This is a genomic window from Streptomyces sp. NPDC053069, assembly GCF_044546895.1.
Taxonomy (GTDB): domain Bacteria; phylum Actinomycetota; class Actinomycetes; order Streptomycetales; family Streptomycetaceae; genus Streptomyces.
Genome location: NZ_JBITZN010000027.1, coordinates 1 through 25,609 on the forward strand (window position 1 = coordinate 1; position 25,609 = coordinate 25,609).

The window sequence follows — 25,609 nt, forward strand, 5'->3', positions numbered from 1 at the left end:
GACTTCCTGCACACCTACAACCACCATCGCTGCCACACAGCACTCGGAGGCCAGCCACCGATCAGCCGTGTGAACAACGCTTCAGGTCAATACACTTAGAGCCTGCGCAGGAGTCCCGTGCTCCCACGCGCGCGTACCGCAGGCCGCCTCACTCGTACGGCCGAGGCACCGCACCGCCCGCACCAGGGAACTCGCGCCGCCCGCCTGGCGTTGAGCAGTACAGGAGGATCCACTGGACCTGAGGGTTCCCTGCTGCACGACTTGGAGGGCGTACGGTGCACCGCCGGCACAACGGGCTCAGGACCGCAGTACTCCTCGGGGGGCTGTCCGCGCTCATCATCGTCATCGGCAGCTTCTTCGGGCGCGCCGGTCTGGTCATCGCGGTCCTGGTCGCCCTCGGTACGAACGCGTACGCGTACTGGAACAGCGACAAGCTGGCCCTTCGCGCGATGCGCGCCCGCCCGGTCAGCGAGTTCGAGGCCCCGGCGCTGTACCGGATGGTGCGCGAGCTGTCCACGCAGGCCCGCCAGCCCATGCCCCGGCTCTACATCTCCCCGACGGAGGCCCCCAACGCCTTCGCGACCGGCCGCAATCCGCGCAACGCGGCCGTTTGCTGCACCGAGGGCATCCTGCGCCTGCTGGACGAGCGCGAACTGAGAGGCGTGATCGGCCACGAGCTGAGCCACGTCTACAACCGGGACATCCTCATTTCCTCGGTGGCGGGCGCGCTCGCCTCGGTGATCATGTTCCTGGTGAACTTCGCCTGGCTCATCCCGGTCGGCCGCTCGGACGACGACGACGGTCCCGGCCTGCTCGGCATGCTCCTGATCATGATCCTGGGCCCGCTCGCCGCCTCCCTCATCCAGCTGGCCATCAGCCGCTCCCGCGAGTACGAGGCGGATGCCTCCGGCGCCCAGCTCACCGGCGACCCGCTGGCCCTCGCCCGTGCCCTGCGCAAGCTGGAGACCGGCACCCAGCAGCTCCCGCTGCCGCCCGAGCCCCGGATCGAGACCGCCAGCCACATGATGATCGCCAATCCCTTCCGCCCCGGTCAGGGACTGACCAAGATGTTCTCCACGCACCCGCCCATGGCGGACCGCATCGCCCGGCTCGAAAAGATGGCAGGTCGCTACCAGTGAAGACCATCCTGAACATCATCTGGCTCATCCTGAGCGGCTTCTGGCTGTTCCTCGGCTATCTCCTCGCCGGTGTCCTGCTCTGCGTCACGGTCATCGGAATCCCCTTCGGCATAGCCGCGTTCCGCATCGGCGTCTACGCCCTGTGGCCCTTCGGATACACCACGGTCGAGCGGCGCGACGCGGGCGCCCCCTCCTGCATCGGCAACGTCCTCTGGCTGGTCCTGGCCGGCTGGTGGCTGGCGCTCACACACATCGCCACCGGTATCGCGCTGTGCCTCACGATCATCGGCATCCCGTTCGGCATCGCCAACTTCAAGCTGATCCCGGTCTCCCTGCTGCCGCTGGGCCGCGAAATCGTCCCCACGGACCAGCCGTTCGCGACCCGCTGAGCCGGCCGGCGGAACCCAGGCGCCGGATGCGCGTGCGACAGCGAGTGACGCACTGACGTCGCGTCACTCGCCGTGTCACTCGCTGTGGCGCCGCGCCCATCGCCGTACGCCGAAGGCCAGCACGCCCACCGCGAGTACGCCCGCCCCCACGGCCACCGATACGGCGGGCAGTGCGAACGCCAGCGTCGCGCAGCCCAGCAGGCCCACCGCGGGCACCGCACGGGCCCTCGCAGCGGGAGCCAGCGTCCAGGCGGACGCGTTGGCGACGGCGTAGTAGGCGAGCACTCCGAAGGAGGAGAAACCGATCGCGCCGCGCACATCCACCGTCGCGGCCAGCACGGCGACCACCGCGCCCACGGCCAGTTCCGCACGGTGCGGCACCCGGAAACGCGGGTGCACGGCCGCCAGCGCCCCCGGCAGATGCCCGTCCCGGGCCATGGCGAGCGTCGTACGGGACACGCCCAGGATCAGCGCGAGCAGTGAGCCGAGCGCCGCCACCGCCGCCCCCGCCCGCACCACGGGCACGAGCCCCGGCACGCCGGCCGCCCGCACCGCGTCGGCCAGCGGTGCCGCCGCGTGCCCGAGCCGAGCCTCGCCGAGGACAACGAGCACCGCGACGGCCACGCACGCGTACACCACAAGCGCGATTCCCAGGGCCAGCGGGATCGCGCGCGGGATGGTGCGCGCCGGGTCCCGTACCTCCTCCCCGAGGGTCGCGATGCGGGCGTACCCGGCGAAGGCGAAGAACAGCAGCCCCGCCGCCTGGAGCACCCCGCCGGCGCCCGGCGGCAGCCCGGCGTCCAGCCCCCCGGTACCGGCCCGCCCGGAGGCCAGGCACACGAACACCACAGCCGTGAGAACGGCCAGTACCACCGCCACGATCACGCGCGTCAACCACGCCGACTTCTGGATCCCGCCGTAGTTCACGGCCGTCAGGACCACCACGGCAGCGACCGCCACCGCATGTGCCTGCCCCGGCCACACGTACGCGCCCACGGTGAGCGCCATGGCCGCACAGGACGCCGTCTTGCCGACCACGAACGCCCAGCCCGCGAGGTATCCCCAGAAGGGGCCCAGCCGTTCCCGCCCGTAGACGTACGTGCCGCCGGAGGCCGGGTAGCGGGCGGCGAGACGGGCCGAGGACATGGCGTTGCAGTAGGCCACCACGGCGGCGAGCGCCAGGCCGGGCAGCAGTCCCGACCGAGCCGCGCCCGCGGCGGGCCCCAGGGCGGAGAAGACGCCGGCTCCGATCATCGAGCCGAGCCCGACGACCACGGCGTCCCGCACGCCGAGGGTGCGTCGCAGCCCGACGCCGGAAGGAGTCATGCGCCGCACCCTACTGAGCACGGCAACCGCGGGATGGACCTGTGACGTCCTTTTCATCGACACGGCACGAACACGCGCGCGGACAGCGGTCCGCACCGGACTCTCAGCAGCCGGACAGTGCGGACACAGCGCGGAAGGGCAGGTTCACGGCATGGGCATCATCGCTTGGATCATCCTGGGACTGCTGGCCGGAGCCATCGCCAAGATCCTCCTGCCGGGCCGCGACCCGGGCGGCTTCATCGGCACGACCCTCATCGGCATCGCGGGCGCGTTCATCGGCGGCTGGATCTCCGCCCGCTGGCTGCACCACCCGATCACCAAGAGCTTCTACGACGGCGCCACCTGGGCCGCTGCCATCGGCGGCTCGCTGGTGCTGCTGATCGTCTACCGCATCCTGTTCGGCAACTCCCGGGACTGAGCGCGGCATCGGCGGCACGGAAGGGTGGGCACCGCTCGGGGTGCCCACCTCTTACGGTTTCTTACCGGTAGTTCACGAACTGCAGCGCGAAGTCGAAGTCCTTGCCCTTCAGCAGCGCGATCACGGCCTGCAGATCGTCCCGGCTCTTGGAGGAGACGCGCAGCTCGTCGCCCTGGACCTGGGCCTTCACGCCCTTGGGGCCCTCGTCGCGGATGATCTTCGCCACCTTCTTCGCGTTCTCCTGGGAGATGCCCTCCTCGATGGACGCGAAGATCTTGTACTCCTTGCCGGACAGCTGGGGCTCGCCCGCGTCCAGCGCCTTCAGCGAGATGCCGCGCTTGATCAGCTTGGACTGGAAGACGTCGAGGACAGCCTTCACCCGGTCCTCGGAGTTCGCCTCCATGAGGATCTTGTCACCGGACCACGAGATCGAGGCGCCCACGCCCTTGAAGTCGTAGCGCTGCGAGATCTCCTTGGCGGCCTGGTTGAGGGCGTTGTCGACCTCCTGCCGCTCGACCTTCGAGACGATGTCGAAACTGGAGTCGGCCATGTCCTGTGGCTCCTTGTATCGGGGTGCATATCGGGTGCGTGCCGGCGTGCGCGGCGGCGGCCGCCGGGCCCGGCGTGGCGCCGGGCCGCATCCGCACCAGCCTAGCCACCCCACGGGCCAAGGGGTGGAGATCAACCGGGTGGCGAAGCACCCCCATGTATCGGGTATTGTTTACGTCGTCGCCAGGGAGCGCCGCCGAAAAGCGGTTCGATCTGGTGGTCAACCCGGCGGTGTGCCCGAGCGGCCAAAGGGAGCAGACTGTAAATCTGCCGGCTCAGCCTTCCCAGGTTCGAATCCTGGCGCCGCCACACGGGAACGAGAGCCCCGTGATCTGTGAGAGCAGATCACGGGGCTCTCGTCGTTTCCGTGGCGGTCGTTTCCGTGGTGGTGCTGCCCGGTCGGCGGCTAGTTGATGTCCCTTTTCAGGTTTTCAATCACGAAGCCGGTGTCCTGGCTGTCGTAGATCGTCTCAGGGTGGAGGAGCGGCCCCAGCAGAGGTACCGGGCCCGGGAGGGCGGAGACCGGCATGCGCGTGGTGCTGACCAGGTCGAGTGCGTCGGAGCCATTGGCCGCGTGTGCCGGCGCGGCGGCCATCAGCAGGGCGCCGGTCGCGGCGGCGGCGAGGATGCGGGGGGTGGTTTTCATGACTTGTGCAACGACCGGATCGCTCCGGTGTCACCGGACAGACCGCACGCGCCGGGGCGGGGCGCAGTCTCGATTCAGGCCCTGGTCGACGGCGCCGGTTCCCGGCGATGCTCCAGCCATGTGCGACTCAAGTCATCCCAAATAGTTTGGTATTTGTCGAAAATCTCACCCAGGCGGTCATGCGTGAGATCGTCGGCGGCCGTCGATGCCGCGAGGTATTCGAGCTCGTCGGCAAGCCGCTGGAACCGGTACTGAGCTTCCTCCATGAGCACCCAGCGGGAGCGCCAGTTGAAGAACGGTTCGACAGCCCCCAGCAACGTCACCAGGGCCACCAGGGCAAAGGCCAGACCGGCCCATGTGTTGAGGCTTTGCAGGCCCAGAATGACGGTGGACGCGGCGGACAGTGTCAGCGTCAGCATTTTGATCACCGAAGCGCTGCGCCGGAATCGCTGTTTCCTGCTTCGGGCGTAGTCGTTGCCTTCGCGAATCTTGTCCAGTAGGAGGGCAGCTGTCTCCCTCGGGCTGAGACCCACACCGGGTCCATTGTTCGACTGCACTCCGCCCCCAAAGGTCCGTCACTCATTTTGCGGCAAGGTGCGATGGCGCAGGGCAGCCGCATCCGTTGGTCGCGGTTCCGGACTCTTCACTAGAATCGAACGCGTGAACGATGACCGTCCGCTGACGCGTCTCGACATGCTGCGTTTCGCCCGCCGCGTCGTCGAACATCAGGCTGCGAGGCAGCTTGCCCTCATGGACCGGTGGATCGCGGACGAAGAACGCCGGGAGGCCGAACGGCAGCGCCGCCCCACGCCCCGGCAGGCCGCGCCGGAGTGGCTGATCGAGCGCGGTCTGAACGGCCGCAGTGCGGTGTACGTCCACGTCGGCGGCTGTGCCGGCGCCGGCGGGCGGGCCAAGGGAGTCGGCCGGGACCAGGCGGTACGGGCGCTCACCGAGGGAGGTGTCCCCGCATGTCCGCTGTGCCGCCCCGACACCGTGCTGGGCATTCTGGAATGACCGGTCCGGGTGCGGGCCCGGATGGTCCGGACGATGCTGGAGTCATGGCCGGGAAGCGACCCATCATCGTGCACCTGCCGTCCCCGACCGGCGGTCGCCGGGTCCGGGTGGACGGCGAGATCCTCGGCCTGGCGCACAGCGTGCGGGACCTGGTGGAGTTCCTGCGCCGGGCAGGGCTGGAGATGGAGCCGGAGCAGGTGGCCGACTCGCCGCTGATCGACTGGCGCGGGGTGGGCCCCGACCGCTGGGAAGCCGAGACCCGCACCTGACGCCGGTGTCGCCTCCGCGTTCCGGTGGGCACACTGGCGGCATGTCCTCCCCACGCAGAACCTGTCCCGTGTGCCGCCGCGAGATCGCCGTCGTCGCCGGCCGCTTCGCGCGGCACGACCCGCCCGGGGCACGGCAGAGCGGGGAGCTGGTCTCCTGCGCCGGATCGCGGCGGCAGGCGCAACCGGGGGCGCTCCAGCCAACGTTGGACGGGTACGCCGTACCGGACTTTCCCGGGCAGCTGCCTCTGTTCTGAGAGCGGACACCAATGGGTGGGTGGTTTGCGGGTTCTGACGGGGTGACGGGGGAGTGCGGAGGGCCTTGCAGCGGGCGGTGACCGTTCAACGGCCCGTGGCCGGCCTCAGTTCCCCGCCACCGACTTCACCGCGACCGACACCGGCGTCGATCCGCTGATCAGCTCCAGCGTCAGGCCGGTTGTCGCCGGGGTGTCCACCAACTCCGCGAGCACGGCCGCCACGTCGTCCCGCGGGATCGCGCCGCGCCCGGTGTGCGCCTCCAGCCGGACCTGACCGGTGCCCGCGTCGTCCGTCAGCGAACCGGGGCGCAGGATCGTCCAGTCCAGGGCCTCCTGGCGGGTGACGTACGCGTCCGCCTCGCCCTTGGCGCGCAGGTACGCGTCGAAGACGTCGTCGCCCTGGTGGGCGGGATCCGCACCCATCGAGGACACCACCAGGAAGCGGCGCACGCCCGCGCGTACGGCCGCGTCCGCGAACAGCACCGCCGCGCCCCTGTCCACCGTCTGCTTCCGTTCCGTGCCGCTGCCCGGGCCCGCGCCCGCCGCGAAGACCGCCGCGTCGGCGCCCTGCAGATGCGCCGCTACCTCCTCGACCGACACGGACTCCAGGTCGAGCAGGACCGGTTCGGCACCGGCCGCCCTCAGGTCGTCGCCCTGCTCCGCCTTGCGGATGATGCCCGCGACCTCGTCCCCGCGCGCGGAGAGCAGGCGCTCCAACCGCAGCGCAATCTGACCATGACCACCAGCGATGACAATGCGCATGACTCCGACCGTACGCCGGAAGGGGCGCATCTGCCGCGCAAGTCGGACCGGCACGGCCGCAGCGCGCCGGGCTCACGCGCACCAGCACGCGCCCAGCGCGCACACCGAACCGCGCGCCCGCGCCAGGCAGCCGGCGCACCCGGCGCGCGTCCTCCGGCCCGCACGCCCCCGCCCGGCCTCAGGGCCCGCACGCCCCCGCCCGGCCTCAGGACAGCTCACCCCGCCCCTGCCGTGGCAGCCCGAGTTCTGCCGCGACCGCCGAGTTGCAGTACTCGCGCACCGCGCTCGTGCGCGCCACCACCCGGCCCCGGTGCACCACGATCCGGCTGTAGGCCAGGGACAGGGCACCGGCCAGACGGTCGCCGCGCACGGCCAGGAGCTCGGCGGGGAAACCGGCCTCCACGCGTACCTCCGCCATTCCCAGCACCGCGCGCGCCGAGGTGCTCACGGCGTCGTAGGCGTCCTGCGGGCGCAAGCCGTGGGCGGACGCGAGGAGGTAGGCCGCCTCCAGGGGGTCACCGCGGCCGACCGGGTTCGAGAGGTCGCGCAGGGCGCCGCTGCCGGCTGCCACCCGCACCCCGGCCGCGCGCAGCAGCCGTACTGGAGCGGCGCCCCGACGGTCGGCACCGCAGCAGCCGCCCTGGGGCAGGCACACGACCGTCACCCCGGCCGCCGCGAGCTGGTCGGCGGCGCGTGATGCGGCCTCGGCGGGCAGGCGTGCGAGGCCGGCGCACGGCCCGATCGTCACGCCGGGGCGCAAGCCCCCCGCCATGGCGGCGAGCCGGGACAGCCGGGCCGGATCGGAGGCGTCCGTGTGCAGGTCCACCGGGCAGCCGTGCTCGGAGGCCACCTCCAGGACCGTCTCCACGTAGCCCGTGGGATCGGGGTCCAGGTCCGGGCAGCCGCCCACCACGGAGGCGCCCATCTTGACCGCGTCACGCAGTATCGCCAGACCGTCGGCGCCGGCCACCCCGGTCAGCAGCCGTGGCATCGCCACCGCTGTCAGCTCCGCGAGCCCGTGCAGCGAGCGCCGCGCCTGCAGGACGGCACCCAGTGCGCCGAGGCCCTGGACGTCGCCCACGCGCACGTGCGCGCGTGCCGCCGTCGCCCCGTGCCCGAGCTGCAGCAAAGCCGCCTCCGTCGCCCGGCGCTGGACGTCCTCGGGGGCGTACGACACCGGTCCGGGGCGCTCGGCGGACAGCGCGGTGTCGCTGTGCGCGTGCGGTTCGGCCGGAGCCGGGAGGAGCAGGTATCCGTTCAGGTCCACGCGCGTGGCGCCCGACCGGGCCGGACCCGGCGCCAGACTGCCGGCCGTGCCCACCGCCTCGATGCGTCCGCCGCCCAGCCGTACGTCCACGGTCCGGCCGTCGGTGAGCCGCGCCCCGCACAGCAGCAGGGCGGCCGCGTCGGACTGGCCGGAGGATCCCGAGGAGTTCGACGGTGGGTGGGGCTGCGGCTGGCTGTCTGGCATCGCGCTCCAGGATCGGGGCCGGGGCTCGGGCGGTCCGCGTGAGAGTCGGGGCTCGCGCACCCCAAGATCACGCAGAGTGAGTCGAGCCTAGGGTGGTGAGCCGCGCTGGGCGCGCAGGAGCGCAATAGTCGTACCGGTGTGGTCCGCCCTTGGCGGTACACGTGTCGCCCACACGCGTGGCACCGCCCCGTCACTTCCGGCGAAGCCCACGCGCGCGTGCCCCCCGCCGCACGTCGCCCCGAGCCGGCACCCGCGCGGTGCATGAGGCCGCTGCGGGGGCGGAGATGGGGGTGGTCATGGGCGGCCGGATACGGATTTGGGTGAACGGCGGCGGACCGTGTAATGTCTTCATCGCTCGCCCCAATAGCTCAGTCGGCAGAGCGTCTCCATGGTAAGGAGAAGGTCAACGGTTCGATTCCGTTTTGGGGCTCTGGTGTGAGAGGTTCCCGTCGAAAGGCGGGGCCCGATCGCATCTCAGCGGTGTAGCTCAGTCGGTAGAGCAAGCGGCTCATAATCGCTGTGTCACCGGTTCAAGTCCGGTCACCGCTACTGACAGTAGCCGATTGCGGGGTCGGTCCTTCGATCGGCTACTCTTTCTTGCGTTGAATCAGTCCACCCGTTCGTCTTAGGAGCACTCACGTGGCTGCCACCGACGTCCGCCCGAAGATCACGCTGGCCTGCGTGGAGTGCAAGGAGCGGAACTACATCACCAAGAAGAACCGGCGTAACAACCCGGACCGTCTTGAGATGAAGAAGCACTGCCCGCGTTGCAACGCGCACACCGCGCACCGCGAGACGCGATAAACAGGCTCGTACGCGAGGCCGTCCCCTTCCGAGGGGGCGGCCTCGCGTCGTTTCAGTCGGACCGCCGGCCCAACGGCTCACGGCTGGTTTCCGGCTAATTTGGGGCCATCACAGCAGACATCAGGAGGTGCCGGGCCATGGCGCTCGACCAGTCCTTCGTAGGACGGACCTACCCGCCCACCGCGCCCTATGAGGTGGGCCGGGAGAAGATCCGCGAGTTCGCCGAGGCGGTGGGCGAGACCAATCCGGTGTACACGGACCCGGAGGCCGCCAAGGCGTACGGACACCCCGATGTGATCGCCCCGCCGACCTTCGTGTTCTCCATCACCTTCCGGGCCGCCGGGCAGGTCATCGAGGACCCGCAGCTCGGCCTCGACTACAGCCGCGTGGTGCACGGCGACCAGAAGTTCGCCTACCGCCGCCCGGTCCGGGCCGGGGACCGGCTTTCGGTCACCTCCACCATCGAGGGAATCAAGTCCCTCGCGGGCAACGACATCCTGGACATCCGGGGTGAGGTGCACGACGAGGCGGGCGAGCACGTCGTGACCGCCTGGACCAAGCTCGTGGCCCGCGCGGCCGAGGAGGCGTGAGGACCTGATGACGGCGAAGATCACCTACGAGGACGTCGAGGTCGGCACCGAGCTGCCGGCGCAGACCTTCCCCGTGACCCGTGCCACACTCGTGCGCTACGCGGGCGCCTCCGGGGACTTCAACCCGATCCACTGGAACGAGAAGTTCGCCAAGGAGGTCGGCCTGCCGGACGTCATCGCGCACGGCATGTTCACCATGGCCGAGGCGATCCGCGTGGTCACGGACTGGACCGGGGACCCCGGGGCGGTCGTGGAGTACGGCGTCCGCTTCACCAAGCCCGTCGTCGTGCCGAACGACGACCAGGGCGCCCTGATCGAGGTCAGTGGCAAGGTCGCGGCCAAGCTGGACGACAACACCGTGCGTGTGGACCTGACGGCGACCAGCGGCGGCCAGAAGGTGCTGGGTATGTCCCGGGCGGTCGTACGTCTGGCCTGACGGTCCGCCGGCGGGGCGGCAAAGGCCAAGGGCCGGCTGCAGTCGCACAAGGAAGCAGCAATGCCGTAAGGGGCGTCCTCCATGGCGGGGCGCCCCTTACGCACATCCGGAACGCAGGTCCTCGCGGGGCGGCGGACCGTGCCCGTCCAGCCAGGCGGGGCCGTCTCGTAGTCTTGGGCCCGTGCAGGTACTCCACGATGCCCCTCTTGCCCCGCTGACCACCTTCCGGCTGGGCGGTCCCGCGACGCGGCTGGTCACTGCGGTGACCGACGCCGAGGTGATCGCCGCCGTCCGTGAGGCCGACGACAGCGGGACGCCGCTGCTGGTCATCGGCGGTGGATCGAACCTGGTCATCGGTGACAAGGGCTTCGACGGCACCGCCCTGCGGATCGCCACGCGCGGTGTCGAACTGCGCGGCACGACGCTGGAGCTGGCGGCCGGCGAGGTGTGGACGGACGCCGTGGCCCGCACGGTCGAGGCCGGGCTCGCCGGTATCGAGTGCCTGGCCGGCATCCCCGGATCCGCCGGCGCCACGCCGATCCAGAACGTGGGCGCCTACGGCCAGGAAGTCGCCTCCACCATCACCGAGGTCCTCGCCTACGACCGGCGTGCCGACGAGACGGTCACGCTGACGAACGAGGAGTGCGCCTTCTCGTACCGCCACAGCCGCTTCAAGGCCGACCCCGAGCGCTACGTGGTGCTGCGCGTCCGCTTCGAGCTGGAGGACGCTGCCGGGCTGTCCGCGCCCGTGAAGTACGCCGAGGCGGCGCGCGCGCTCGGCGTCGAGCCCGGTGACCGGGTGCCGCTGGCCGACGCCCGCGAGACCGTCCTGAAGCTGCGTACCGGGAAGGGCATGGTCCTCGATCCCCAGGACCACGACACCTGGTCCGCGGGGTCCTTCTTCACCAACCCGATCCTCACCGACGAGCAGTTCGCCGCATTCCACGCGCGCGTGCGCGAGCGGCTCGGGGACGGTGTCGAGCCGCCCGCCTACCCGGCGGGGCAGGGCCGTACGAAGACCTCCGCGGCCTGGCTGATCGACAAGGCGGGCTTCACCAAGGGCTACGGCACCGGCCCGGCCCGCATCTCCACCAAGCACACCCTCGCCCTCACCAACCGGGGCGAGGCCACCACCGAGGACCTGCTGGCGCTGGCCCGTGAGGTGGTCGCAGGGGTCCGTGAGGCCTTCGGGGTCACGCTCGTCAACGAACCGGTGACCGTCGGCGTCAGCCTGTAAGGGGCGCTCAGTACGCCACCCCCACCCCCTGCTTCACCGTTCCGTCGTCGTCGATCATCGCCAGCATCGCGTGCGCGACGTCCGCGCGTGCGATGAAGCGGCCCTTGCGCGGGAAGCCGCCGACGATGGTGCGGTAGTGGCCGGTGAGCGGCTTGTTCTGCAGGCGGGGCGGTCGTACGGACGTCCAGTCCGTGCCGCTGCGGGCCAGTTCGCCCTCCATCTCGCGCAGGTCGGCGTAGATGTCCTTGAGGATCGCCGACACCAGGCCCCGCGCGGCGCGGTCCAGCGGGCCGTCGTTCGCGGCGGCGGGGCCGACCGGGGCGGCGCTGACCACGAGCAGCCGCCGTACGTCCTCCGCCTCCATGGCGCGCAGCACCGTACGGGTCAGCCGGGTGGTGACCCCGGCGTCCTTGCGGCTGCGGGGGCCCAGGCCGGAGAGGACGGCGTCACGGCCGCTGACGGCGGCACGCAGCTCCTCGGGGTCGGTCAGGTCGGCGCGGAACACCTCCAAGGCGTCCCCCCTGACGTCCAGCCGGGCCGGATCGCGGACCACTGCGGTCACCCGGTGGCCCGCGCCGAGCGCCTGGCGCACGATCTCCCGGCCGATGCCGCCGGTGGCGCCGAAAACGGTGAGGTTCATGAGTGTCCCCGTACTCGGGTTAGGTGGGTGAGTATTCACTCACCCCTGTTCGCTCTAGAGTGAGTAAGTACTCACCCACTCGTCAAGCCCGATTGGACCCCCATGGAGCCGAAGCCGGCGCGTGTCCGCATCCTCGACGCCGCTCACGAGCTCATGCTCACCGTCGGACTCGCCCGCGCCACCACCAAGGAGATCGCCCGCGCGGCCGGCTGCTCCGAAGCGGCCCTCTACAAGTACTTCGACAGCAAGGAAGAGCTGTTCGTCCGGGTGCTCACCGAGCGGCTTCCCCGGCTCACCCCGCTGCTGGACAGCCTCGCCGCCGAACCGGGACAGGGCACCCTGGAAGGCAACCTCACCGAGATCGCCCGCCGGGCCGCCCTCTTCTACGAACAGAGCTTCCCGATCGCCGGCTCCCTGTACGCCGAGACCCAGCTCAAGGAGCGCCACCACGAGGCGCTGCGCAAGCTCGGCTCCGGCCCGCACAAGCCCATCCAGGACCTGGACGCCTACCTCCGCGCCGAACAGGCCGCCGGCCGCGTCCGCCCCGACGCCGACACCTACGCGGCCGCCTCCCTGCTGCTGGGCGCCTGTGCGCAGCGCGCGTTCGCCTACGACGCGACGGAAACGGGGCAGCGGCCGCCGGTCGACGACTTCGCCGCGCGGCTCGCCAGGACGCTGCTGGGCGGAATCTCCGTTGCGCCGGCCACCGCCTGAGCTCGCCGCGCGTCTGGTGCCGGGCCACCACACGTACGGGCTGGGGCCCAGCCACCGGCACCGCAGGCACGGCCGGAGGACGAGCCCCGCAGCCCGCTTCAGACGGGCGGGCGGGCCAGCCAGTCGTCGACGCCGGCCAGCAGCCGCGCCTTGACGTCCTCGGGGGCGGCCGAGCCCCGCACCGACTGGCGCGCCAGTTCCGCGAGTTCGGCGTCCGAGAAGCCGTGGGCGTGGCGGGCGATCTCGTACTGGGCGGCCAGCCGGGAGCCGAACAGCAGCGGGTCGTCGGCGCCGAGCGCCATCGGGACACCGGCCTCGAAGAGCGTCCGCAGCGGCACGTCCTCGGGCTTCTCGTACACGCCGAGCGCCACGTTCGACGCCGGGCACACCTCACAGGTCACGCCCCGGTCGGCCAGCCGCTTCAGCAGCCGCGGGTCCTCCGCCGCGCGTACGCCGTGCCCGACCCGCGAGGCGTGCAGGTCGTCCAGGCAGTCGCGCACCGAGGCCGGGCCGGTCAGCTCGCCGCCGTGCGGGGCCGACAGCAGACCGCCCTCGCGCGCGATGTGGAAGGCCCGGTCGAAGTCCCGCGCCATGCCCCGCCGCTCGTCGTTGGAGAGCCCGAAACCGACCACGCCGCGCTCCGCGTACCGCACCGCGAGGCGGGCCAGCGTACGGGCGTCCAGGGGGTGCTTCATGCGGTTGGCGGCGACCAGGACCCGCATGCCGAGCCCGGTCTCCCGGGACGCCGTGTCCACCGCGTCGAGGATGATCTCCAGGGCCGGGATCAGCCCGCCCAGCCGGGGCGCGTACGACGTCGGGTCCACCTGGATCTCCAGCCAGCCCGAGCCGTCCCTCAGGTCCTCCTCGGCCGCCTCGCGGACCAGGCGCTGGATGTCCTCCGGCTCGCGCAGGCAGGAGCGCGCCGCGTCGTACAGCCGCTGGAAACGGAACCAGCCCCGCTCGTCGGTGGCCCGCAGCTTCGGCGGTTCGCCGCTGGTCAGGGCTTCGGTCAGGGCCTCGGGCAGTCGAACGCCGTACTTGTCGGCCAGTTCCAGAACGGTTCCCGGCCGCATCGAACCGGTGAAGTGCAGGTGCAGATGGGCCTTCGGCAGCTCAGAGAGGTCACGTACACGCTCCATCCCAGGATCCTGCCGTACGCACCTGTCACACCGGTAGCCGTTTCCCCGTACGTGGTCTTGCTCGCACAAACGAACAGGAGCACCTCCCGACGTCGGGAGGTGCTCCTGTCCAAAAATGGACCTCAGTCCCTGGCCTCCGCCAGCAGCTTCTGCATCCGGCTCACGCCCTCGACGAGGTCCTCGTCACCGAGCGCGTACGACAGCCGCAGGTAGCCGGGCGTGCCGAAGGCCTCGCCCGGGACGACCGCGACCTCGGCCTCCTCCAGGATCAGCGCGGCGAGCTCGACGGTGTCCTGCGGGCGCTTGCCGCGGATCTCCTTGCCGAGCAGCGCCTTGACCGACGGGTAGGCGTAGAAGGCGCCCTCGGGCTCCGGGCAGACCACGCCGTCGATCTCGTTGAGCATCCGCACGATGGTCTTGCGGCGCCGGTCGAAGGCCTCGCGCATCGTCGCCACGGCGTCCAGGCCGCCGGAGACGGCGGCCAGGGCGGCCACCTGTGCCACGTTGGAGACGTTCGAGGTGGCGTGCGACTGCAGGTTCGTCGCGGCCTTGACGACGTCCTTCGGGCCGATGACCCAGCCCACGCGCCAGCCGGTCATGGCGTACGTCTTCGCCACACCGTTGACCACGATGCACTTGTCACGCAGCTCGGGCAGCAGCGCCGGCAGGGACACCGCGGCGGCGTCGCCGTAGACCAGGTGCTCGTAGATCTCGTCGGTGAGCACCCACAGGCCGTGCTCGACGGCCCAGCGGCCGATCGCCTCGGTCTCGGCCTCGGAGTACACCGCGCCGGTCGGGTTGGACGGGGAGACGAAGAGGACGACCTTCGTCTTCTCGGTGCGCGCCGCCTCCAGCTGCTCCACGCTCACCCGGTAGCCGGTGGTCTCGTCGGCCACGACCTCCACCGGGACACCGCCCGCGAGGCGGATCGACTCGGGGTATGTCGTCCAGTACGGCGCCGGGACGATGACCTCGTCGCCCGGGTCGAGGATCGCGGCGAACGCCTCGTAGATGGCCTGCTTGCCGCCGTTGGTGACGAGGATCTGCGAGACGTCGGGCTCCCAGCCGGAGTCGCGCAGCGTCTTCGCGGCGATCGCGGACTTCAGCTCGGGCAGGCCGCCGGCCGGGGTGTAGCGGTGGTACTTGGGGTTCTTGCAGGCCTCGACGGCCGCCTCGACGATGTAGTCCGGGGTCGGGAAGTCGGGCTCACCGGCGCCGAAGCCGATCACCGGACGCCCGGCGGCCTTCAGGGCCTTGGCCTTGGCGTCCACGGCGAGGGTGGCGGACTCGGAGATCGCGCCGACTCGGGCGGAGACCCGGCGCTCGGTGGGTGGGGTTGCAGCGCTCATGGAGCCCATCGTTCCAGACCGGAAATCCCCCCGGCATGCGGGTTTCACAGACTGAACAACAAAGGGTCGAGGCGTGAACACGGGTCCGAATCCGGTCCCCGGTCAGGAGGATCTCTGGTCAAGTGGCTCCGGACGGGCACTTTCTGTTCGACGCCGGGCCGCGGACCACGTACACTCTCACCTCGTTGGCCTTCAGCAGCCGCCGCCGCAACCGGTGCACACCGCGCACCCGGCCGGATGCGGTACGTTGGGGGACACACAAAGGGTCGTAGCTCAATTGGTAGAGCACCGGTCTCCAAAACCGGCGGTTGGGGGTTCAAGTCCCTCCGGCCCTGCTACACACACCGCCAGGATGTGTGCGCATGTACGTACAGCAATGCACCGCCGTGCGGCTCAGAAACCGGGCGCGGCACGGCCACGACCCGGGACCAGGTGAGGACGAATGACGGACGCCGTGGGCTCCATCGACACGCCTGACGCCCAGGACGAGCTGCCGGAGTCCAAGAAGAAGGCCCGCAAGGGCGGCAAGCGCGCCAAGAAGGGCCCGCTGAAGCGCCTCGCCACCTTCTACCGCCAGATCATCGCGGAGCTCCGCAAGGTCGTCTGGCCGACGCGTAACCAGCTGACGTCGTACACCACCGTGGTGATCTTCTTTGTTGCCATCATGATCGCGCTGGTGACCGTGATTGACTATGGGCTCAACCACGCGGCCAAGTACGTCTTCGGCTGAGCCAGGAGCGAAGGGCGCCGTGGTACCGGCGCCCGTTTTCGCATGTTCCACCCCTATGTATCCAGGAAGAAGCAGCCACCGTGTCTGACCCGAACCTGAACGACGACGCCATCGAGTCGCGCGCGACCGCTGCCGAGATGGTGGACGACGAGCTCGACATCGTCGAGGGCGCGGACGAGCAGGACGAGTTCGAGGCTGCCGAGGCCGAGGCGGGGGAGCCGGCCGAAGAGGCTGCCCTGAACGTCGAGGACGAAGAGGACGAGGAAGCCGGCGAGGAGGCCGCCGCCGAGGCTGCCGAGGAGGAGCCGGCCGCGCCCGTCGACCCCGTCCAGGCCCTGCGCGAGGAACTGCGCACCCTCCCCGGCGAGTGGTATGTCATCCACACCTACGCCGGTTACGAGAACCGCGTGAAGACCAACCTGGAGCAGCGCGCCGTCTCGCTGAACGTCGAGGACTACATCTTCCAGGCCGAGGTGCCGCAGGAAGAGGTCGTCCAGATCAAGAACGGCGACCGCAAGACGATCAAGCAGAACAAGCTGCCGGGTTACGTCCTGGTCCGCATGGACCTGACCAACGAGTCCTGGGGCGTCGTCCGCAACACCCCGGGCGTCACCGGCTTCGTCGGCAACGCCTACGACCCGTACCCGCTGACCCTGGACGAGATCGTCAAGATGCTCGCCCCGGAGGCCGAGGAGAAGGCCGCCCGCGAGGCCGCCGAGGCCGAGGGCAAGCCCGCTCCGCAGCGCAAGGTCGAGGTCCAGGTGCTGGACTTCGAGGTCGGCGACTCGGTCACCGTCACCGACGGCCCGTTCGCCACGCTGCAGGCGACCATCAACGAGATCAACCCCGACTCGAAGAAGGTCAAGGGCCTGGTGGAGATCTTCGGCCGGGAGACGCCGGTCGAGCTGTCCTTCGACCAGATCCAGAAGAACTAGCTTCGCGATCGTCCGAAAGAGCCCCCGCCCAGCGGTTTCCCGTTGGGCAGGGGCTCTGTCGTGTCCAGGGGCCGCTCCCTCATCGAGCACCAGCCCGAAGCCGTTCCGCCGGCCGCGCGCTACGGTGTCCGCTCAACACGGAGGTCTGAGGGGCAGGGGCGGATGACAGCAGAAGGCGAGCGCATGGTGCGCGCGATGGGAGAGCTGTACGCGACGCTGGAGAACACGCACGACGCAGCGGGCGACGAGACGTTCGCGAAGAGCGCCGCGTGCAGCTGCTCGCCCAGCTGGCCGGGGCTGGAGACCACAGCCAATGGCTACGTGCTCAGGGCGGTGCCTTCTTCGCACTACAGCATCATGACGAACCCGGAAGTGGGGACCTTCGTCGCGCGCTGTTCCGGCTGTCACGCCCGCTATCCCGAGCCCTGGGTCCTGGACGACAAGGAGCCCATGCCGTACGCCTGGGCACGTGAGTCTGCCGAGCGGCCGCGACGGCGCAGTCGCTGGGGCCGTCTCTGGGCCGTCCGGCGCCGACGGACAACGACCACTAGTCCGAAGAACTGATCCACAAGAACCAGTCCATTTCTGGACGTCGCCCTTCCGCGCAGGTCAGGCGGGCTGTCCTCAGCCGGTCTGACCTGCACGGTTTTTGGCCGCGCATCCATACCCGTTATCGTTGTGCGGTATGCCTGCGTCAGGATCGCGATCCTCGCGCGGGCATGGACCCGATTGAAAGGACCCGGAGAGCTATGCCTCCCAAGAAGAAGAAGGTCACGGGGCTCATCAAGCTCCAGATCCAGGCCGGTGCCGCCAACCCGGCTCCGCCGGTCGGCCCCGCGCTGGGTCAGCACGGTGTCAACATCATGGAGTTCTGCAAGGCCTACAACGCCGCGACCGAGTCGCAGCGCGGGTGGGTCATCCCGGTGGAGATCACGGTCTACGAGGACCGCTCCTTCACCTTCATCACCAAGACGCCGCCGGCCGCGAAGATGATCCTCAAGGCCGCGGGTGTCGAGAAGGGCTCCGGCGAGCCGCACAAGACCAAGGTCGCCAAGATCACCGAGGCGCAGGTCCGCGAGATCGCCCAGACCAAGATGCCCGACCTGAACGCGAACGACCTGGACGCCGCCGCGAAGATCATCGCCGGTACCGCGCGTTCCATGGGCGTCACGGTCGAGGGCTGACCTCAACCCACCCAGCAGTCATGCGGCCGTAGCGGTCGCACGTGGCAGGGCCTGCTCGGCCCAGGGACCACGACTCCTTTCAGAACACACAGGAGCAAGTTGTGAGCAAGCGCAGCAAGGCTCTCCGCGCTGCGGACGCCAAGGTCGACCGGGAGAAGCTCTACGCCCCGCTCGAGGCCGTCCGTCTCGCCAAGGAGACCTCCACGACCAAGTTCGACGCCACCGTCGAGGTCGCCTTCCGTCTGGGTGTCGACCCGCGCAAGGCCGACCAGATGGTCCGTGGCACCGTGAACCTTCCGCACGGCACCGGTAAGACCGCCCGGGTCCTGGTCTTCGCGACCGGCGACCGTGCCGAGGCCGCGCGTGCCGCGGGCGCCGACATCGTCGGCGCCGACGAGCTGATCGACGAGGTCTCGAAGGGCCGCCTGGACTTCGACGCCGTCGTCGCCACCCCGGACCTCATGGGCAAGGTCGGCCGCCTCGGCCGCGTCCTCGGCCCGCGTGGTCTGATGCCGAACCCGAAGACCGGCACCGTCACCCCCGACGTCGCCAAGGCCGTCACCGACATCAAGGGCGGCAAGATCGAGTTCCGCGTCGACAAGCACTCGAACCTGCACTTCATCATCGGCAAGGCGTCCTTCGACGACGCCAAGCTGGTGGAGAACTACGGCGCCGCGCTGGAGGAGATCCTCCGTCTGAAGCCGTCCGCCGCCAAGGGCCGTTACCTCAAGAAGGCCGCCATCACCACCACGATGGGCCCCGGCATCCCGGTCGACCCGAACCGCACCCGCAACCTCCTCGTCGAGGAGGACCCGGCCGCCGTCTGAGCCCTCCGCTCGGCCCGGTAGCCGCGTCAGGTACGCGTGAGTAAGGGCGGGCCCTGCAACCTTCCAGGTGCAGGGCCCGTCCTTTCTTTGTACGACCTGTCTTTGCAGGCCCTTTGGGACGACTGTCAGTGGCCTGGGCTACGGTGCAGGCACTCGACTTGCATGGGGGTAGGACAAGATGAAGAGCACGACGGCGCGCCGGATGACCCTTTCCGTGGCGGTGGTGGCCGCGCTGACCGGGGTGGCCGCCTGCGGCTCCTCCAGCTCCGGGAAGGACGGCAAGGCGGCCGGTGGCGGCGCGATCCACCTCAGCCCCATAGCCGCCGTCCTGCGCACCGCCGAGCAGTCCACCGACAAGGCGGACTCGGCCAAGGTGCACTCCACCATGTCCCTGGGCAACCTGATGTCGGCGACCGGCGACGGCGCCCTCGCCTGGGGCCACGGCATCAAGGGCAACCTCACTCTGACGTACACCGGCGGGCAGATGGCCCAGATGATGCGCAAGGCCGGTACCCCGTCGATGCAGGCCCGCTATCTGCCGGACGCCTACTACGCGAAGATGAGCGAGGCGTTCGCCCAGCAGATGGGCGGCAAGCACTGGGTCAGGTACGGCTACGACGACCTCGCCAAGTTCGCCGGCGCGTCCGGCTCGTACCTGAAGGACCAGGCCCAGACGTCGTCGCCGAACCAGGCCGTGAAGATGCTGCTGGCCTCCGGTGACGTGAAGAAGGTCGGCGAGGAGACGGTCTCCGGCGTGCACACCAGGCACTACGCGGGCACGGTGAACGTCGCCGACCTCGCGGGCCGGAGCAGCAACCTCAGCGCGGACCAGCTGACGGCCCTGAAGAAGCAGCTCGACCGGTCGGGCATCACCACCGACACCATCGACATCTGGATCAACGACCAGAACCTGCTGGTGAAGAAGACCGAGAAGGCGGACACCGCCAAGGGCACCCTGACCAGCAGCGCCTCCTACAGCGACTACGGCGTGCCGGTCTCCGCCGAGGCGCCGCCGGCCAGTGACACCAAGGACTTCAAGGACCTGATGAAGTCCCTCGGGACCCACGGCTCGGGCACCACGTCGAGCGGCTCCGCCACCGGCACCCTCTCCTGAAGCACCGGCGCCTGACCCGCACGGCCCGGCTGTACGACGGTCAGGGCCGGCGAGAAGGCCCGGAGCGCCCCGGCCCCGGCGGCCGTAGCCCACGCGGCGCGCGTCGCAGCCCACGCGGCGCGCACCACCGGAGGGGCCCCGCCGGACCCCGCACGGCAGCCGGTGCCGGAGAGCCCGCGGCGGGACCTCCTACGAGCCGTTTGTGCTCGATTTGCTCGGCGGCGCCCCCGTCCCGTACTCTCTTGCAGAAGCCAAAGACCGCTGGTCGTTGCCGTGCGCTCGTACGAGGGCTCGGTGGCCGAAGGATCCGCTGAAAAGTGGGCGACCCGCGCAGGTGACAGTGGAAGAACTCCCGGAGTGCGCGCGCCGAGCGCGTGTGCGGCCGGTCGAGTCCGCCCCGTGCGCCTGCGCCGGGGCGTTTCGTTTTACCCAGTCCTCCTTCGGGTCCGCGCGGTCCGAATCACCCGGAAGGAGGCCGAGGCTCTATGGCGAGGCCCGACAAGGCTGCCGCGGTTGCCGAGCTGACGGACAAGTTCCGCAGCTCCAACGCCGCCGTGCTGACCGAGTACCGCGGTCTCACCGTGGCGCAGCTCAAGACGCTGCGCCGGTCGCTCGGTGAGAACGCCCAGTACGCCGTGGTGAAGAACACGCTGACCAAGATTGCGGCCAACGAGGCCGGGATCACGCTGGACGACCAGCTCTTCGCTGGTCCGACGGCCGTCGCCTTCGTCACCGGTGACCCGGTGGAGTCGGCGAAGGGTCTGCGTGACTTCGCCAAGGACAACCCCAATCTCGTCATCAAGGGCGGTGTCCTCGAGGGCAAGGCCCTCTCCGCCGACGAGATCAAGAAGCTTGCGGACCTCGAGTCCCGCGAGGTTCTGCTCGCCAAGCTGGCGGGCGCCATGAAGGGCAAGCAGTCCCAGGCTGCCGCGCTCTTCCAGGCGCTCCCGTCGAAGCTCGTCCGCACCGTGGACGCGCTGCGCGCCAAGCAGGCCGAGCAGGGCGGTGCCGAGTAATTCGGCTCGCATCATGACCGCCGCCACCAGGCAGCGGTCGTAGCGGGCCCGAACGTACGCCCGCCAGTCATGTACATCCGGCACCAGCCGATTTAGTGGAAGGAAAGCCATCATGGCTCTCACCCAGGACGAACTGCTCGCCGAGTTCGAGGGCATGACCCTGATCCAGCTCGCCGAGTTCGTGAAGGCGTTCGAGGAGAAGTTCGACGTCACCGCCGCCGCCCCCGTCGCGGTTGCCGCCGCCGGCGCCCCGGGCGCCCCGGCCGCCGAGGCCGTCGAGGAGAAGGACGAGTTCGACGTCATCCTCACCGGCGCCGGCGACAAGAAGATCCAGGTCATCAAGGTCGTGCGTGAGCTGACCTCCCTGGGTCTGAAGGAGGCCAAGGACCTCGTCGACGGCACCCCGAAGCCGGTCCTCGAGAAGGTCAACAAGGAAGCCGCCGACAAGGCCGCCGAGGCCCTCAAGGGCGCCGGCGCCTCCGTCGAGGTCAAGTAAGACCTCTCGGGTCCCCAGGACTCGAACGCGCGCCGAGCGCAGCCCCGGGACACTCTGAAAAGTGCCCCGCAGGGCTGTAACGCGAACGCACCGAAGAGCGATCATCCATCCGGGTGGTCGCTCTTCGGCGTATGCGGAGGACCGACCTCGGTTACCTTGCACTCGCGACGGCGAGGGGTATGGTGATCTTCGTCGTGTCTCCGGCCAGTCTCGTTTGGACTGAGGGGCCTTGACGAACCGCACGCAGCGCGCAATTCTCAGGACGCGTCGTCACAAGGATCCGAATCCGAGGCATGGATCGACGGCGAAGAGGGCAGTATCAACGTGCGTTGAGGGCAGGCATGCCGAGGGCGTTGACAAGAGCGGTGAGCACAGCGAGGGTCTCGACAAACCCGCACTGGACATCAGTGTGCCAAGTGGCTACACTGACCCTTTGCGCTGCCTGTTAGCTGTCCCCTGCCCGTCACCAGGGGTCTGCCCTCACTCGAGCACTGAAGACAAAAGCCCCCTTGACCTGGGGTTTCTGTCTCTGTGTACGGGAGAGGGGCCGGCACGCGCGTAGTGAGTCCGAGCCCTCGGAAGGACCCCCTCTTGGCCGCCTCGCGCAATGCCTCGACCGCGAATACGAACAACGGCGCCAGCACCGCCCCGCTGCGCATCTCCTTTGCAAAGATCAAGGAGCCTCTCGAGGTTCCGAACCTGCTCGCGCTGCAGACCGAGAGCTTCGACTGGCTGCTCGGCAACACCGCCTGGCAGAGTCGGGTCGAGGAGGCTCTGGAGAACGGTCAGGACGTCCCCACCAAGTCCGGTCTGGAAGAGATCTTCGAGGAGATCTCCCCGATCGAGGACTTCTCCGGGTCGATGTCCCTGACGTTCCGGGACCACCGCTTCGAGCCGCCGAAGAACTCCATCGACGAGTGCAAGGAGCGCGACTTCACGTACGCCGCCCCGCTCTTCGTCACCGCCGAGTTCACCAACAACGAGACCGGTGAGATCAAGTCCCAGACGGTCTTCATGGGTGACTTCCCGCTCATGACGAACAAGGGCACCTTCGTCATCAACGGCACCGAGCGTGTCGTTGTGTCTCAGCTGGTCCGTTCCCCCGGTGTCTACTTCGACTCCAGCATTGACAAGACGTCCGACAAGGACATCTTCTCCGCCAAGATCATCCCGTCCCGGGGTGCCTGGCTGGAGATGGAGATCGACAAGCGCGACATGGTCGGTGTCCGCATCGACCGCAAGCGCAAGCAGTCGGTCACCGTGCTGCTCAAGGCGCTCGGCTGGACGACCGAGCAGATCCTCGAGGAGTTCGGCGAGTACGAGTCCATGCGCGCCACCCTGGAGAAGGACCACACCCAGGGCCAGGACGACGCGCTGCTCGACATCTACCGCAAGCTGCGTCCGGGCGAGCCCCCCACGCGTGAGGCCGCGCAGACGCTGCTGGAGAACCTCTACTTCAACCCCAAGCGCTACGACCTCGCCAAGGTCGGCCGCTACAAGGTGAACAAGAAGCTCGGTGCGGACGAGCCGCTGGACGCCGGTGTGCTCACCACCGACGACATCATCGCCACCATCAAGTACCTGGTGAAGCTGCACGCCGGCGAGACCGAGACGATCGGCGAGTCCGGCCGTTCGATCATGGTCGAGACCGACGACATCGACCACTTCGGCAACCGTCGTATCCGCAGCGTCGGCGAGCTGATCCAAAACCAGGTCCGTACGGGTCTCGCCCGTATGGAGCGTGTCGTGCGCGAGCGCATGACCACGCAGGACGTCGAGGCGATCACGCCGCAGACCCTGATCAACATCCGGCCGGTCGTCGCCTCCATCAAGGAGTTCTTCGGCACCAGCCAGCTGTCCCAGTTCATGGACCAGAACAACCCGCTGTCGGGGCTGACGCACAAGCGTCGTCTGAACGCCCTCGGCCCGGGTGGTCTCTCCCGTGAGCGGGCCGGCTTCGAGGTCCGTGACGTGCACCCCTCGCACTACGGCCGCATGTGCCCGATCGAGACGCCGGAAGGCCCGAACATCGGTCTGATCGGCTCGCTGGCCTCCTACGGCCGGGTCAACGCGTTCGGTTTCATCGAGACGCCGTACCGCAAGGTCGTCGAGGGCCAGGTCACCGACGAGGTCGACTACCTGACCGCCGACGAGGAGGACCGCTTCGTCATCGCGCAGGCCAACGCGCCGCTGAACGACGAGATGCGGTTCGCCGAGGCCCGCGTGCTGGTCCGCCGCCGTGGCGGCGAGGTCGACTACGTCGGCCCCGAGGACGTGGACTACATGGACGTCTCGCCGCGCCAGATGGTGTCGGTCGCGACCGCCATGATCCCCTTCCTGGAGCACGACGACGCCAACCGTGCCCTCATGGGCGCGAACATGATGCGTCAGGCCGTGCCGCTGATTAAGTCCGAGGCTCCGCTCGTCGGCACCGGCATGGAGTACCGCTCCGCGGTCGACGCCGGCGACGTGGTCAAGGCCGAGAAGGACGGTGTGGTCCAGGAGGTCTCCGCGGACTACATCACCACCGCCAACGACGACGGCACGTACATCACGTACCGCCTGGCCAAGTTCTCCCGGTCCAACCAGGGCACCTCGGTCAACCAGAAGGTCATCGTCAACGAGGGCGACCGCGTCATCACCGGCCAGGTGCTGGCCGACGGCCCGGCCACCCAGAACGGCGAGATGGCCCTCGGCAAGAACCTGCTCGTGGCGTTCATGCCGTGGGAGGGTCACAACTACGAGGACGCGATCATCCTGTCGCAGCGCCTCGTGCAGGACGACGTCCTCTCCTCGATCCACATCGAGGAGCACGAGGTCGACGCCCGTGACACCAAGCTCGGCCCCGAGGAGATCACCCGGGACATCCCGAACGTCTCCGAGGAGGTCCTCGCCGACCTCGACGAGCGCGGCATCATCCGCATCGGTGCCGAGGTCATCGCCGGTGACATCCTCGTCGGCAAGGTGACCCCGAAGGGTGAGACCGAGCTGACCCCGGAGGAGCGCCTGCTGCGCGCGATCTTCGGTGAGAAGGCCCGTGAGGTCCGTGACACCTCGCTGAAGGTGCCGCACGGCGAGACCGGCAAGGTCATCGGTGTGCGCGTCTTCGACCGCGAGGAGGGCGACGAGCTGCCGCCGGGCGTGAACCAGCTGGTCCGCGTCTACGTCGCGCAGAAGCGCAAGATCACCGACGGTGACAAGCTCGCCGGCCGCCACGGCAACAAGGGTGTCATCTCCAAGATCCTGCCCATCGAGGACATGCCGTTCCTCGAGGACGGAACTCCGGTCGACATCATCCTCAACCCGCTGGGTGTGCCGTCCCGAATGAACCCGGGACAGGTCCTGGAGATCCACCTCGGCTGGCTCGCCAGCCGCGGCTGGGACGTCTCCGGCCTCGCGGACGAGTGGGCCCAGCGCCTGCAGGCCATCGGCGCCGACCAGGTCGCCCCGCGCACCAACGTCGCGACCCCGGTCTTCGACGGTGCCCGCGAGGACGAGCTGGCGGGTCTGCTGCAGCACACCATCCCGAACCGCGACGGCGAGCGCATGGTGCTCCCGTCCGGCAAGGCGCGGCTGTTCGACGGCCGTAGCGGTGAGCCGTTCCCGGACCCGATCTCGGTCGGCTACATGTACATCCTGAAGCTGCACCACCTGGTCGACGACAAGCTGCACGCCCGCTCGACCGGTCCGTACTCGATGATCACCCAGCAGCCGCTGGGTGGTAAGGCGCAGTTCGGTGGCCAGCGCTTCGGTGAGATGGAGGTGTGGGCCCTTGAGGCCTACGGCGCCGCGTACGCCCTCCAGGAGCTGCTGACCATCAAGTCCGACGACGTCACCGGCCGCGTGAAGGTCTACGAGGCCATCGTCAAGGGCGAGAACATCCCCGAGCCCGGCATCCCCGAGTCCTTCAAGGTGCTCATCAAGGAGATGCAGTCGCTCTGCCTGAACGTGGAGGTGCTGTCCAGCGACGGTATGTCCATCGAGATGCGTGACACCGACGAGGACGTCTTCCGCGCTGCGGAGGAGCTCGGTATCGACCTGTCCCGGCGCGAGCCGAGCAGCGTCGAAGAGGTCTGACGGGAGTCCGGCGGGGCCCTGACCCACAAGGGCCCCGCCGACCCCCAGGCCCCCGTTTCAGACCACAGACTTTCGACCCTGAGA

The 25,609-nt window shown here is 69.4% G+C and carries 29 protein-coding genes, 4 tRNA genes and 1 pseudogene; 25 read left to right on the forward strand and 9 right to left on the reverse strand.

Going from position 1 to position 25,609, the window contains the following annotated elements:
- The 3 genes and pseudogenes from ACIGXP_RS39060 to ACIGXP_RS39070 all read left to right on the forward strand — a co-directional run.
- Positions 1-99: pseudogene (locus tag ACIGXP_RS39060) on the forward strand (IS481 family transposase); the annotation flags it as partial.
- A gap of 176 nt (positions 100-275) precedes the next feature.
- Positions 276-1,139, forward strand: a complete 864-nt coding sequence (gene htpX, locus ACIGXP_RS39065) for a zinc metalloprotease HtpX (RefSeq protein WP_363214396.1) — start codon at positions 276-278, stop codon at positions 1,137-1,139.
- On the forward strand, positions 1,136-1,528 hold the full coding sequence (locus ACIGXP_RS39070; RefSeq protein WP_363214395.1) for a YccF domain-containing protein: 393 nt from the start codon (positions 1,136-1,138) through the stop codon (positions 1,526-1,528). Before htpX ends, ACIGXP_RS39070 begins: the two co-directional genes overlap by 4 nt.
- A 75-nt stretch (positions 1,529-1,603) precedes the next feature.
- On the opposite strand, the gene ACIGXP_RS39075 is transcribed toward ACIGXP_RS39070, so the two are convergent.
- Entirely contained in the window at positions 1,604-2,854 is a 1,251-nt protein-coding gene (locus ACIGXP_RS39075) for an APC family permease (RefSeq protein WP_399776677.1), read from the reverse strand.
- A gap of 151 nt (positions 2,855-3,005) precedes the next feature.
- On the opposite strand from ACIGXP_RS39075, the gene ACIGXP_RS39080 reads away from it, so the two are divergent.
- Positions 3,006-3,272: a GlsB/YeaQ/YmgE family stress response membrane protein gene (locus tag ACIGXP_RS39080; protein ID WP_363214393.1), complete on the forward strand. Its 267-nt coding sequence runs from the start codon at positions 3,006-3,008 to the stop codon at positions 3,270-3,272.
- Positions 3,273-3,333: 61 nt separating this feature from the next.
- Here ACIGXP_RS39080 and ACIGXP_RS39085 read toward each other — a convergent pair whose 3' ends face one another.
- On the reverse strand, positions 3,334-3,822 hold the full coding sequence (locus ACIGXP_RS39085) for a YajQ family cyclic di-GMP-binding protein (protein ID WP_019756392.1): 489 nt from the start codon (positions 3,820-3,822) through the stop codon (positions 3,334-3,336).
- Positions 3,823-4,048: 226 nt separating this feature from the next.
- Between ACIGXP_RS39085 and ACIGXP_RS39090 the strand changes: the two genes are divergently transcribed.
- Positions 4,049-4,130 (forward strand) — tRNA-Tyr (locus ACIGXP_RS39090).
- A 97-nt stretch (positions 4,131-4,227) separates the two neighbouring features.
- Here ACIGXP_RS39090 and ACIGXP_RS39095 read toward each other — a convergent pair.
- Positions 4,228-4,467, reverse strand: coding sequence for a hypothetical protein (locus ACIGXP_RS39095; RefSeq protein ID WP_399776681.1), 240 nt, complete (start codon positions 4,465-4,467; stop codon positions 4,228-4,230).
- A 74-nt stretch (positions 4,468-4,541) separates the two neighbouring features.
- Positions 4,542-5,000 carry a DUF4231 domain-containing protein gene (locus tag ACIGXP_RS39100; protein WP_363214391.1) on the reverse strand — a complete coding sequence of 153 codons (459 nt, stop codon included), beginning with the start codon at positions 4,998-5,000 and terminating at the stop codon, positions 4,542-4,544.
- A 127-nt stretch (positions 5,001-5,127) separates the two neighbouring features.
- On the opposite strand from ACIGXP_RS39100, the gene ACIGXP_RS39105 reads away from it, so the two are divergent.
- The 3 genes from ACIGXP_RS39105 to ACIGXP_RS39115 are packed head-to-tail and all read left to right on the forward strand — an operon-like array spanning position 5,128 to position 6,004.
- Complete coding sequence (locus ACIGXP_RS39105) at positions 5,128-5,481, forward strand: DUF6233 domain-containing protein (RefSeq protein WP_363214390.1); 354 nt, start codon at positions 5,128-5,130, stop codon at positions 5,479-5,481.
- 44 nt (positions 5,482-5,525) lie between these two features.
- Positions 5,526-5,750, forward strand: coding sequence for a hypothetical protein (locus ACIGXP_RS39110; RefSeq protein WP_363214389.1), 225 nt, complete (start codon positions 5,526-5,528; stop codon positions 5,748-5,750).
- A gap of 41 nt (positions 5,751-5,791) precedes the next feature.
- Positions 5,792-6,004: a hypothetical protein gene (locus ACIGXP_RS39115; protein ID WP_363214388.1), complete on the forward strand. Its 213-nt coding sequence runs from the start codon at positions 5,792-5,794 to the stop codon at positions 6,002-6,004.
- 105 nt (positions 6,005-6,109) lie between these two features.
- On the opposite strand, the gene ACIGXP_RS39120 is transcribed toward ACIGXP_RS39115, so the two are convergent.
- Both ACIGXP_RS39120 and ACIGXP_RS39125 read right to left on the reverse strand, forming a co-directional pair.
- Complete coding sequence (locus ACIGXP_RS39120) at positions 6,110-6,766, reverse strand: SDR family oxidoreductase (protein WP_363214387.1); 657 nt, start codon at positions 6,764-6,766, stop codon at positions 6,110-6,112.
- Between the two features lie 205 nt (positions 6,767-6,971).
- Positions 6,972-8,237: an amidohydrolase family protein gene (locus tag ACIGXP_RS39125; protein WP_399776688.1), complete on the reverse strand. Its 1,266-nt coding sequence runs from the start codon at positions 8,235-8,237 to the stop codon at positions 6,972-6,974.
- 357 nt (positions 8,238-8,594) lie between these two features.
- Here ACIGXP_RS39125 and ACIGXP_RS39130 point away from each other — a divergent pair.
- The 6 genes from ACIGXP_RS39130 to ACIGXP_RS39155 all read left to right on the forward strand — a co-directional run bounded on the left by ACIGXP_RS39130 (position 8,595) and on the right by ACIGXP_RS39155 (position 11,304).
- Positions 8,595-8,667, forward strand: a tRNA-Thr gene (locus tag ACIGXP_RS39130).
- A 46-nt stretch (positions 8,668-8,713) separates the two neighbouring features.
- Positions 8,714-8,786: transfer RNA gene (locus tag ACIGXP_RS39135), tRNA-Met, on the forward strand.
- Positions 8,787-8,876: 90 nt separating this feature from the next.
- The gene (gene rpmG, locus ACIGXP_RS39140) at positions 8,877-9,041 is read left to right on the forward strand and encodes a 50S ribosomal protein L33 (protein WP_003948671.1); all 165 of its coding nucleotides are present in this window, start codon (positions 8,877-8,879) and stop codon (positions 9,039-9,041) included.
- Between the two features lie 137 nt (positions 9,042-9,178).
- The gene (locus ACIGXP_RS39145; RefSeq protein ID WP_363214385.1) at positions 9,179-9,631 is read left to right on the forward strand and encodes a MaoC family dehydratase N-terminal domain-containing protein; all 453 of its coding nucleotides are present in this window, start codon (positions 9,179-9,181) and stop codon (positions 9,629-9,631) included.
- Positions 9,632-9,638: 7 nt separating this feature from the next.
- A complete protein-coding gene (locus ACIGXP_RS39150; RefSeq protein WP_363214384.1) occupies positions 9,639-10,067 on the forward strand; it encodes a MaoC family dehydratase in 429 nt (142 codons plus the stop codon).
- Between the two features lie 181 nt (positions 10,068-10,248).
- A complete protein-coding gene (locus tag ACIGXP_RS39155) occupies positions 10,249-11,304 on the forward strand; it encodes a UDP-N-acetylmuramate dehydrogenase (protein WP_399776691.1) in 1,056 nt (351 codons plus the stop codon).
- A 7-nt stretch (positions 11,305-11,311) separates the two neighbouring features.
- On the opposite strand, the gene ACIGXP_RS39160 is transcribed toward ACIGXP_RS39155, so the two are convergent.
- A complete protein-coding gene (locus ACIGXP_RS39160; RefSeq protein WP_399776693.1) occupies positions 11,312-11,944 on the reverse strand; it encodes an NAD(P)-dependent oxidoreductase in 633 nt (210 codons plus the stop codon).
- 102 nt (positions 11,945-12,046) lie between these two features.
- Here ACIGXP_RS39160 and ACIGXP_RS39165 point away from each other — a divergent pair, with 102 nt between their 5' ends.
- Positions 12,047-12,658, forward strand: coding sequence for a TetR/AcrR family transcriptional regulator (locus ACIGXP_RS39165; protein ID WP_399776696.1), 612 nt, complete (start codon positions 12,047-12,049; stop codon positions 12,656-12,658).
- 98 nt (positions 12,659-12,756) lie between these two features.
- Here the strand turns inward: ACIGXP_RS39165 and ACIGXP_RS39170 are convergent, their stop codons facing one another.
- Together ACIGXP_RS39170 and ACIGXP_RS39175 are read right to left on the reverse strand one after the other, a co-directional pair.
- Positions 12,757-13,797, reverse strand: coding sequence for an adenosine deaminase (locus ACIGXP_RS39170; RefSeq protein ID WP_399776698.1), 1,041 nt, complete (start codon positions 13,795-13,797; stop codon positions 12,757-12,759).
- A 122-nt stretch (positions 13,798-13,919) separates the two neighbouring features.
- Positions 13,920-15,146, reverse strand: a complete 1,227-nt coding sequence (locus ACIGXP_RS39175) for a pyridoxal phosphate-dependent aminotransferase (protein ID WP_399776701.1) — start codon at positions 15,144-15,146, stop codon at positions 13,920-13,922.
- 262 nt (positions 15,147-15,408) lie between these two features.
- Here ACIGXP_RS39175 and ACIGXP_RS39180 point away from each other — a divergent pair.
- The 10 genes from ACIGXP_RS39180 (at position 15,409) to rpoB (ending at position 25,525) form a co-directional block, all read left to right on the forward strand.
- Positions 15,409-15,481: transfer RNA gene (locus ACIGXP_RS39180), tRNA-Trp, on the forward strand.
- A 107-nt stretch (positions 15,482-15,588) separates the two neighbouring features.
- On the forward strand, positions 15,589-15,876 hold the full coding sequence (secE, locus tag ACIGXP_RS39185) for a preprotein translocase subunit SecE (RefSeq protein ID WP_360093898.1): 288 nt from the start codon (positions 15,589-15,591) through the stop codon (positions 15,874-15,876).
- Between the two features lie 80 nt (positions 15,877-15,956).
- Positions 15,957-16,811, forward strand: a complete 855-nt coding sequence (gene nusG, locus ACIGXP_RS39190) for a transcription termination/antitermination protein NusG (RefSeq protein ID WP_399776704.1) — start codon at positions 15,957-15,959, stop codon at positions 16,809-16,811.
- A 162-nt stretch (positions 16,812-16,973) separates the two neighbouring features.
- Complete coding sequence (locus tag ACIGXP_RS39195; protein WP_399776706.1) at positions 16,974-17,375, forward strand: hypothetical protein; 402 nt, start codon at positions 16,974-16,976, stop codon at positions 17,373-17,375.
- 185 nt (positions 17,376-17,560) lie between these two features.
- A complete protein-coding gene (gene rplK, locus ACIGXP_RS39200; protein WP_055493153.1) occupies positions 17,561-17,995 on the forward strand; it encodes a 50S ribosomal protein L11 in 435 nt (144 codons plus the stop codon).
- A gap of 101 nt (positions 17,996-18,096) precedes the next feature.
- Positions 18,097-18,822: a 50S ribosomal protein L1 gene (gene rplA / locus ACIGXP_RS39205; RefSeq protein ID WP_055706206.1), complete on the forward strand. Its 726-nt coding sequence runs from the start codon at positions 18,097-18,099 to the stop codon at positions 18,820-18,822.
- 178 nt (positions 18,823-19,000) lie between these two features.
- Positions 19,001-19,936, forward strand: coding sequence for a hypothetical protein (locus tag ACIGXP_RS39210; RefSeq protein ID WP_399776708.1), 936 nt, complete (start codon positions 19,001-19,003; stop codon positions 19,934-19,936).
- 485 nt (positions 19,937-20,421) lie between these two features.
- The gene (gene rplJ / locus ACIGXP_RS39215; RefSeq protein WP_363214376.1) at positions 20,422-20,952 is read left to right on the forward strand and encodes a 50S ribosomal protein L10; all 531 of its coding nucleotides are present in this window, start codon (positions 20,422-20,424) and stop codon (positions 20,950-20,952) included.
- A 112-nt stretch (positions 20,953-21,064) separates the two neighbouring features.
- Positions 21,065-21,448, forward strand: a complete 384-nt coding sequence (rplL, locus tag ACIGXP_RS39220; protein ID WP_398001933.1) for a 50S ribosomal protein L7/L12 — start codon at positions 21,065-21,067, stop codon at positions 21,446-21,448.
- Between the two features lie 591 nt (positions 21,449-22,039).
- Positions 22,040-25,525 carry a DNA-directed RNA polymerase subunit beta gene (rpoB, locus tag ACIGXP_RS39225; protein WP_363214375.1) on the forward strand — a complete coding sequence of 1,162 codons (3,486 nt, stop codon included), beginning with the start codon at positions 22,040-22,042 and terminating at the stop codon, positions 25,523-25,525.
- Positions 25,526-25,609 lie beyond the last annotated feature (84 nt).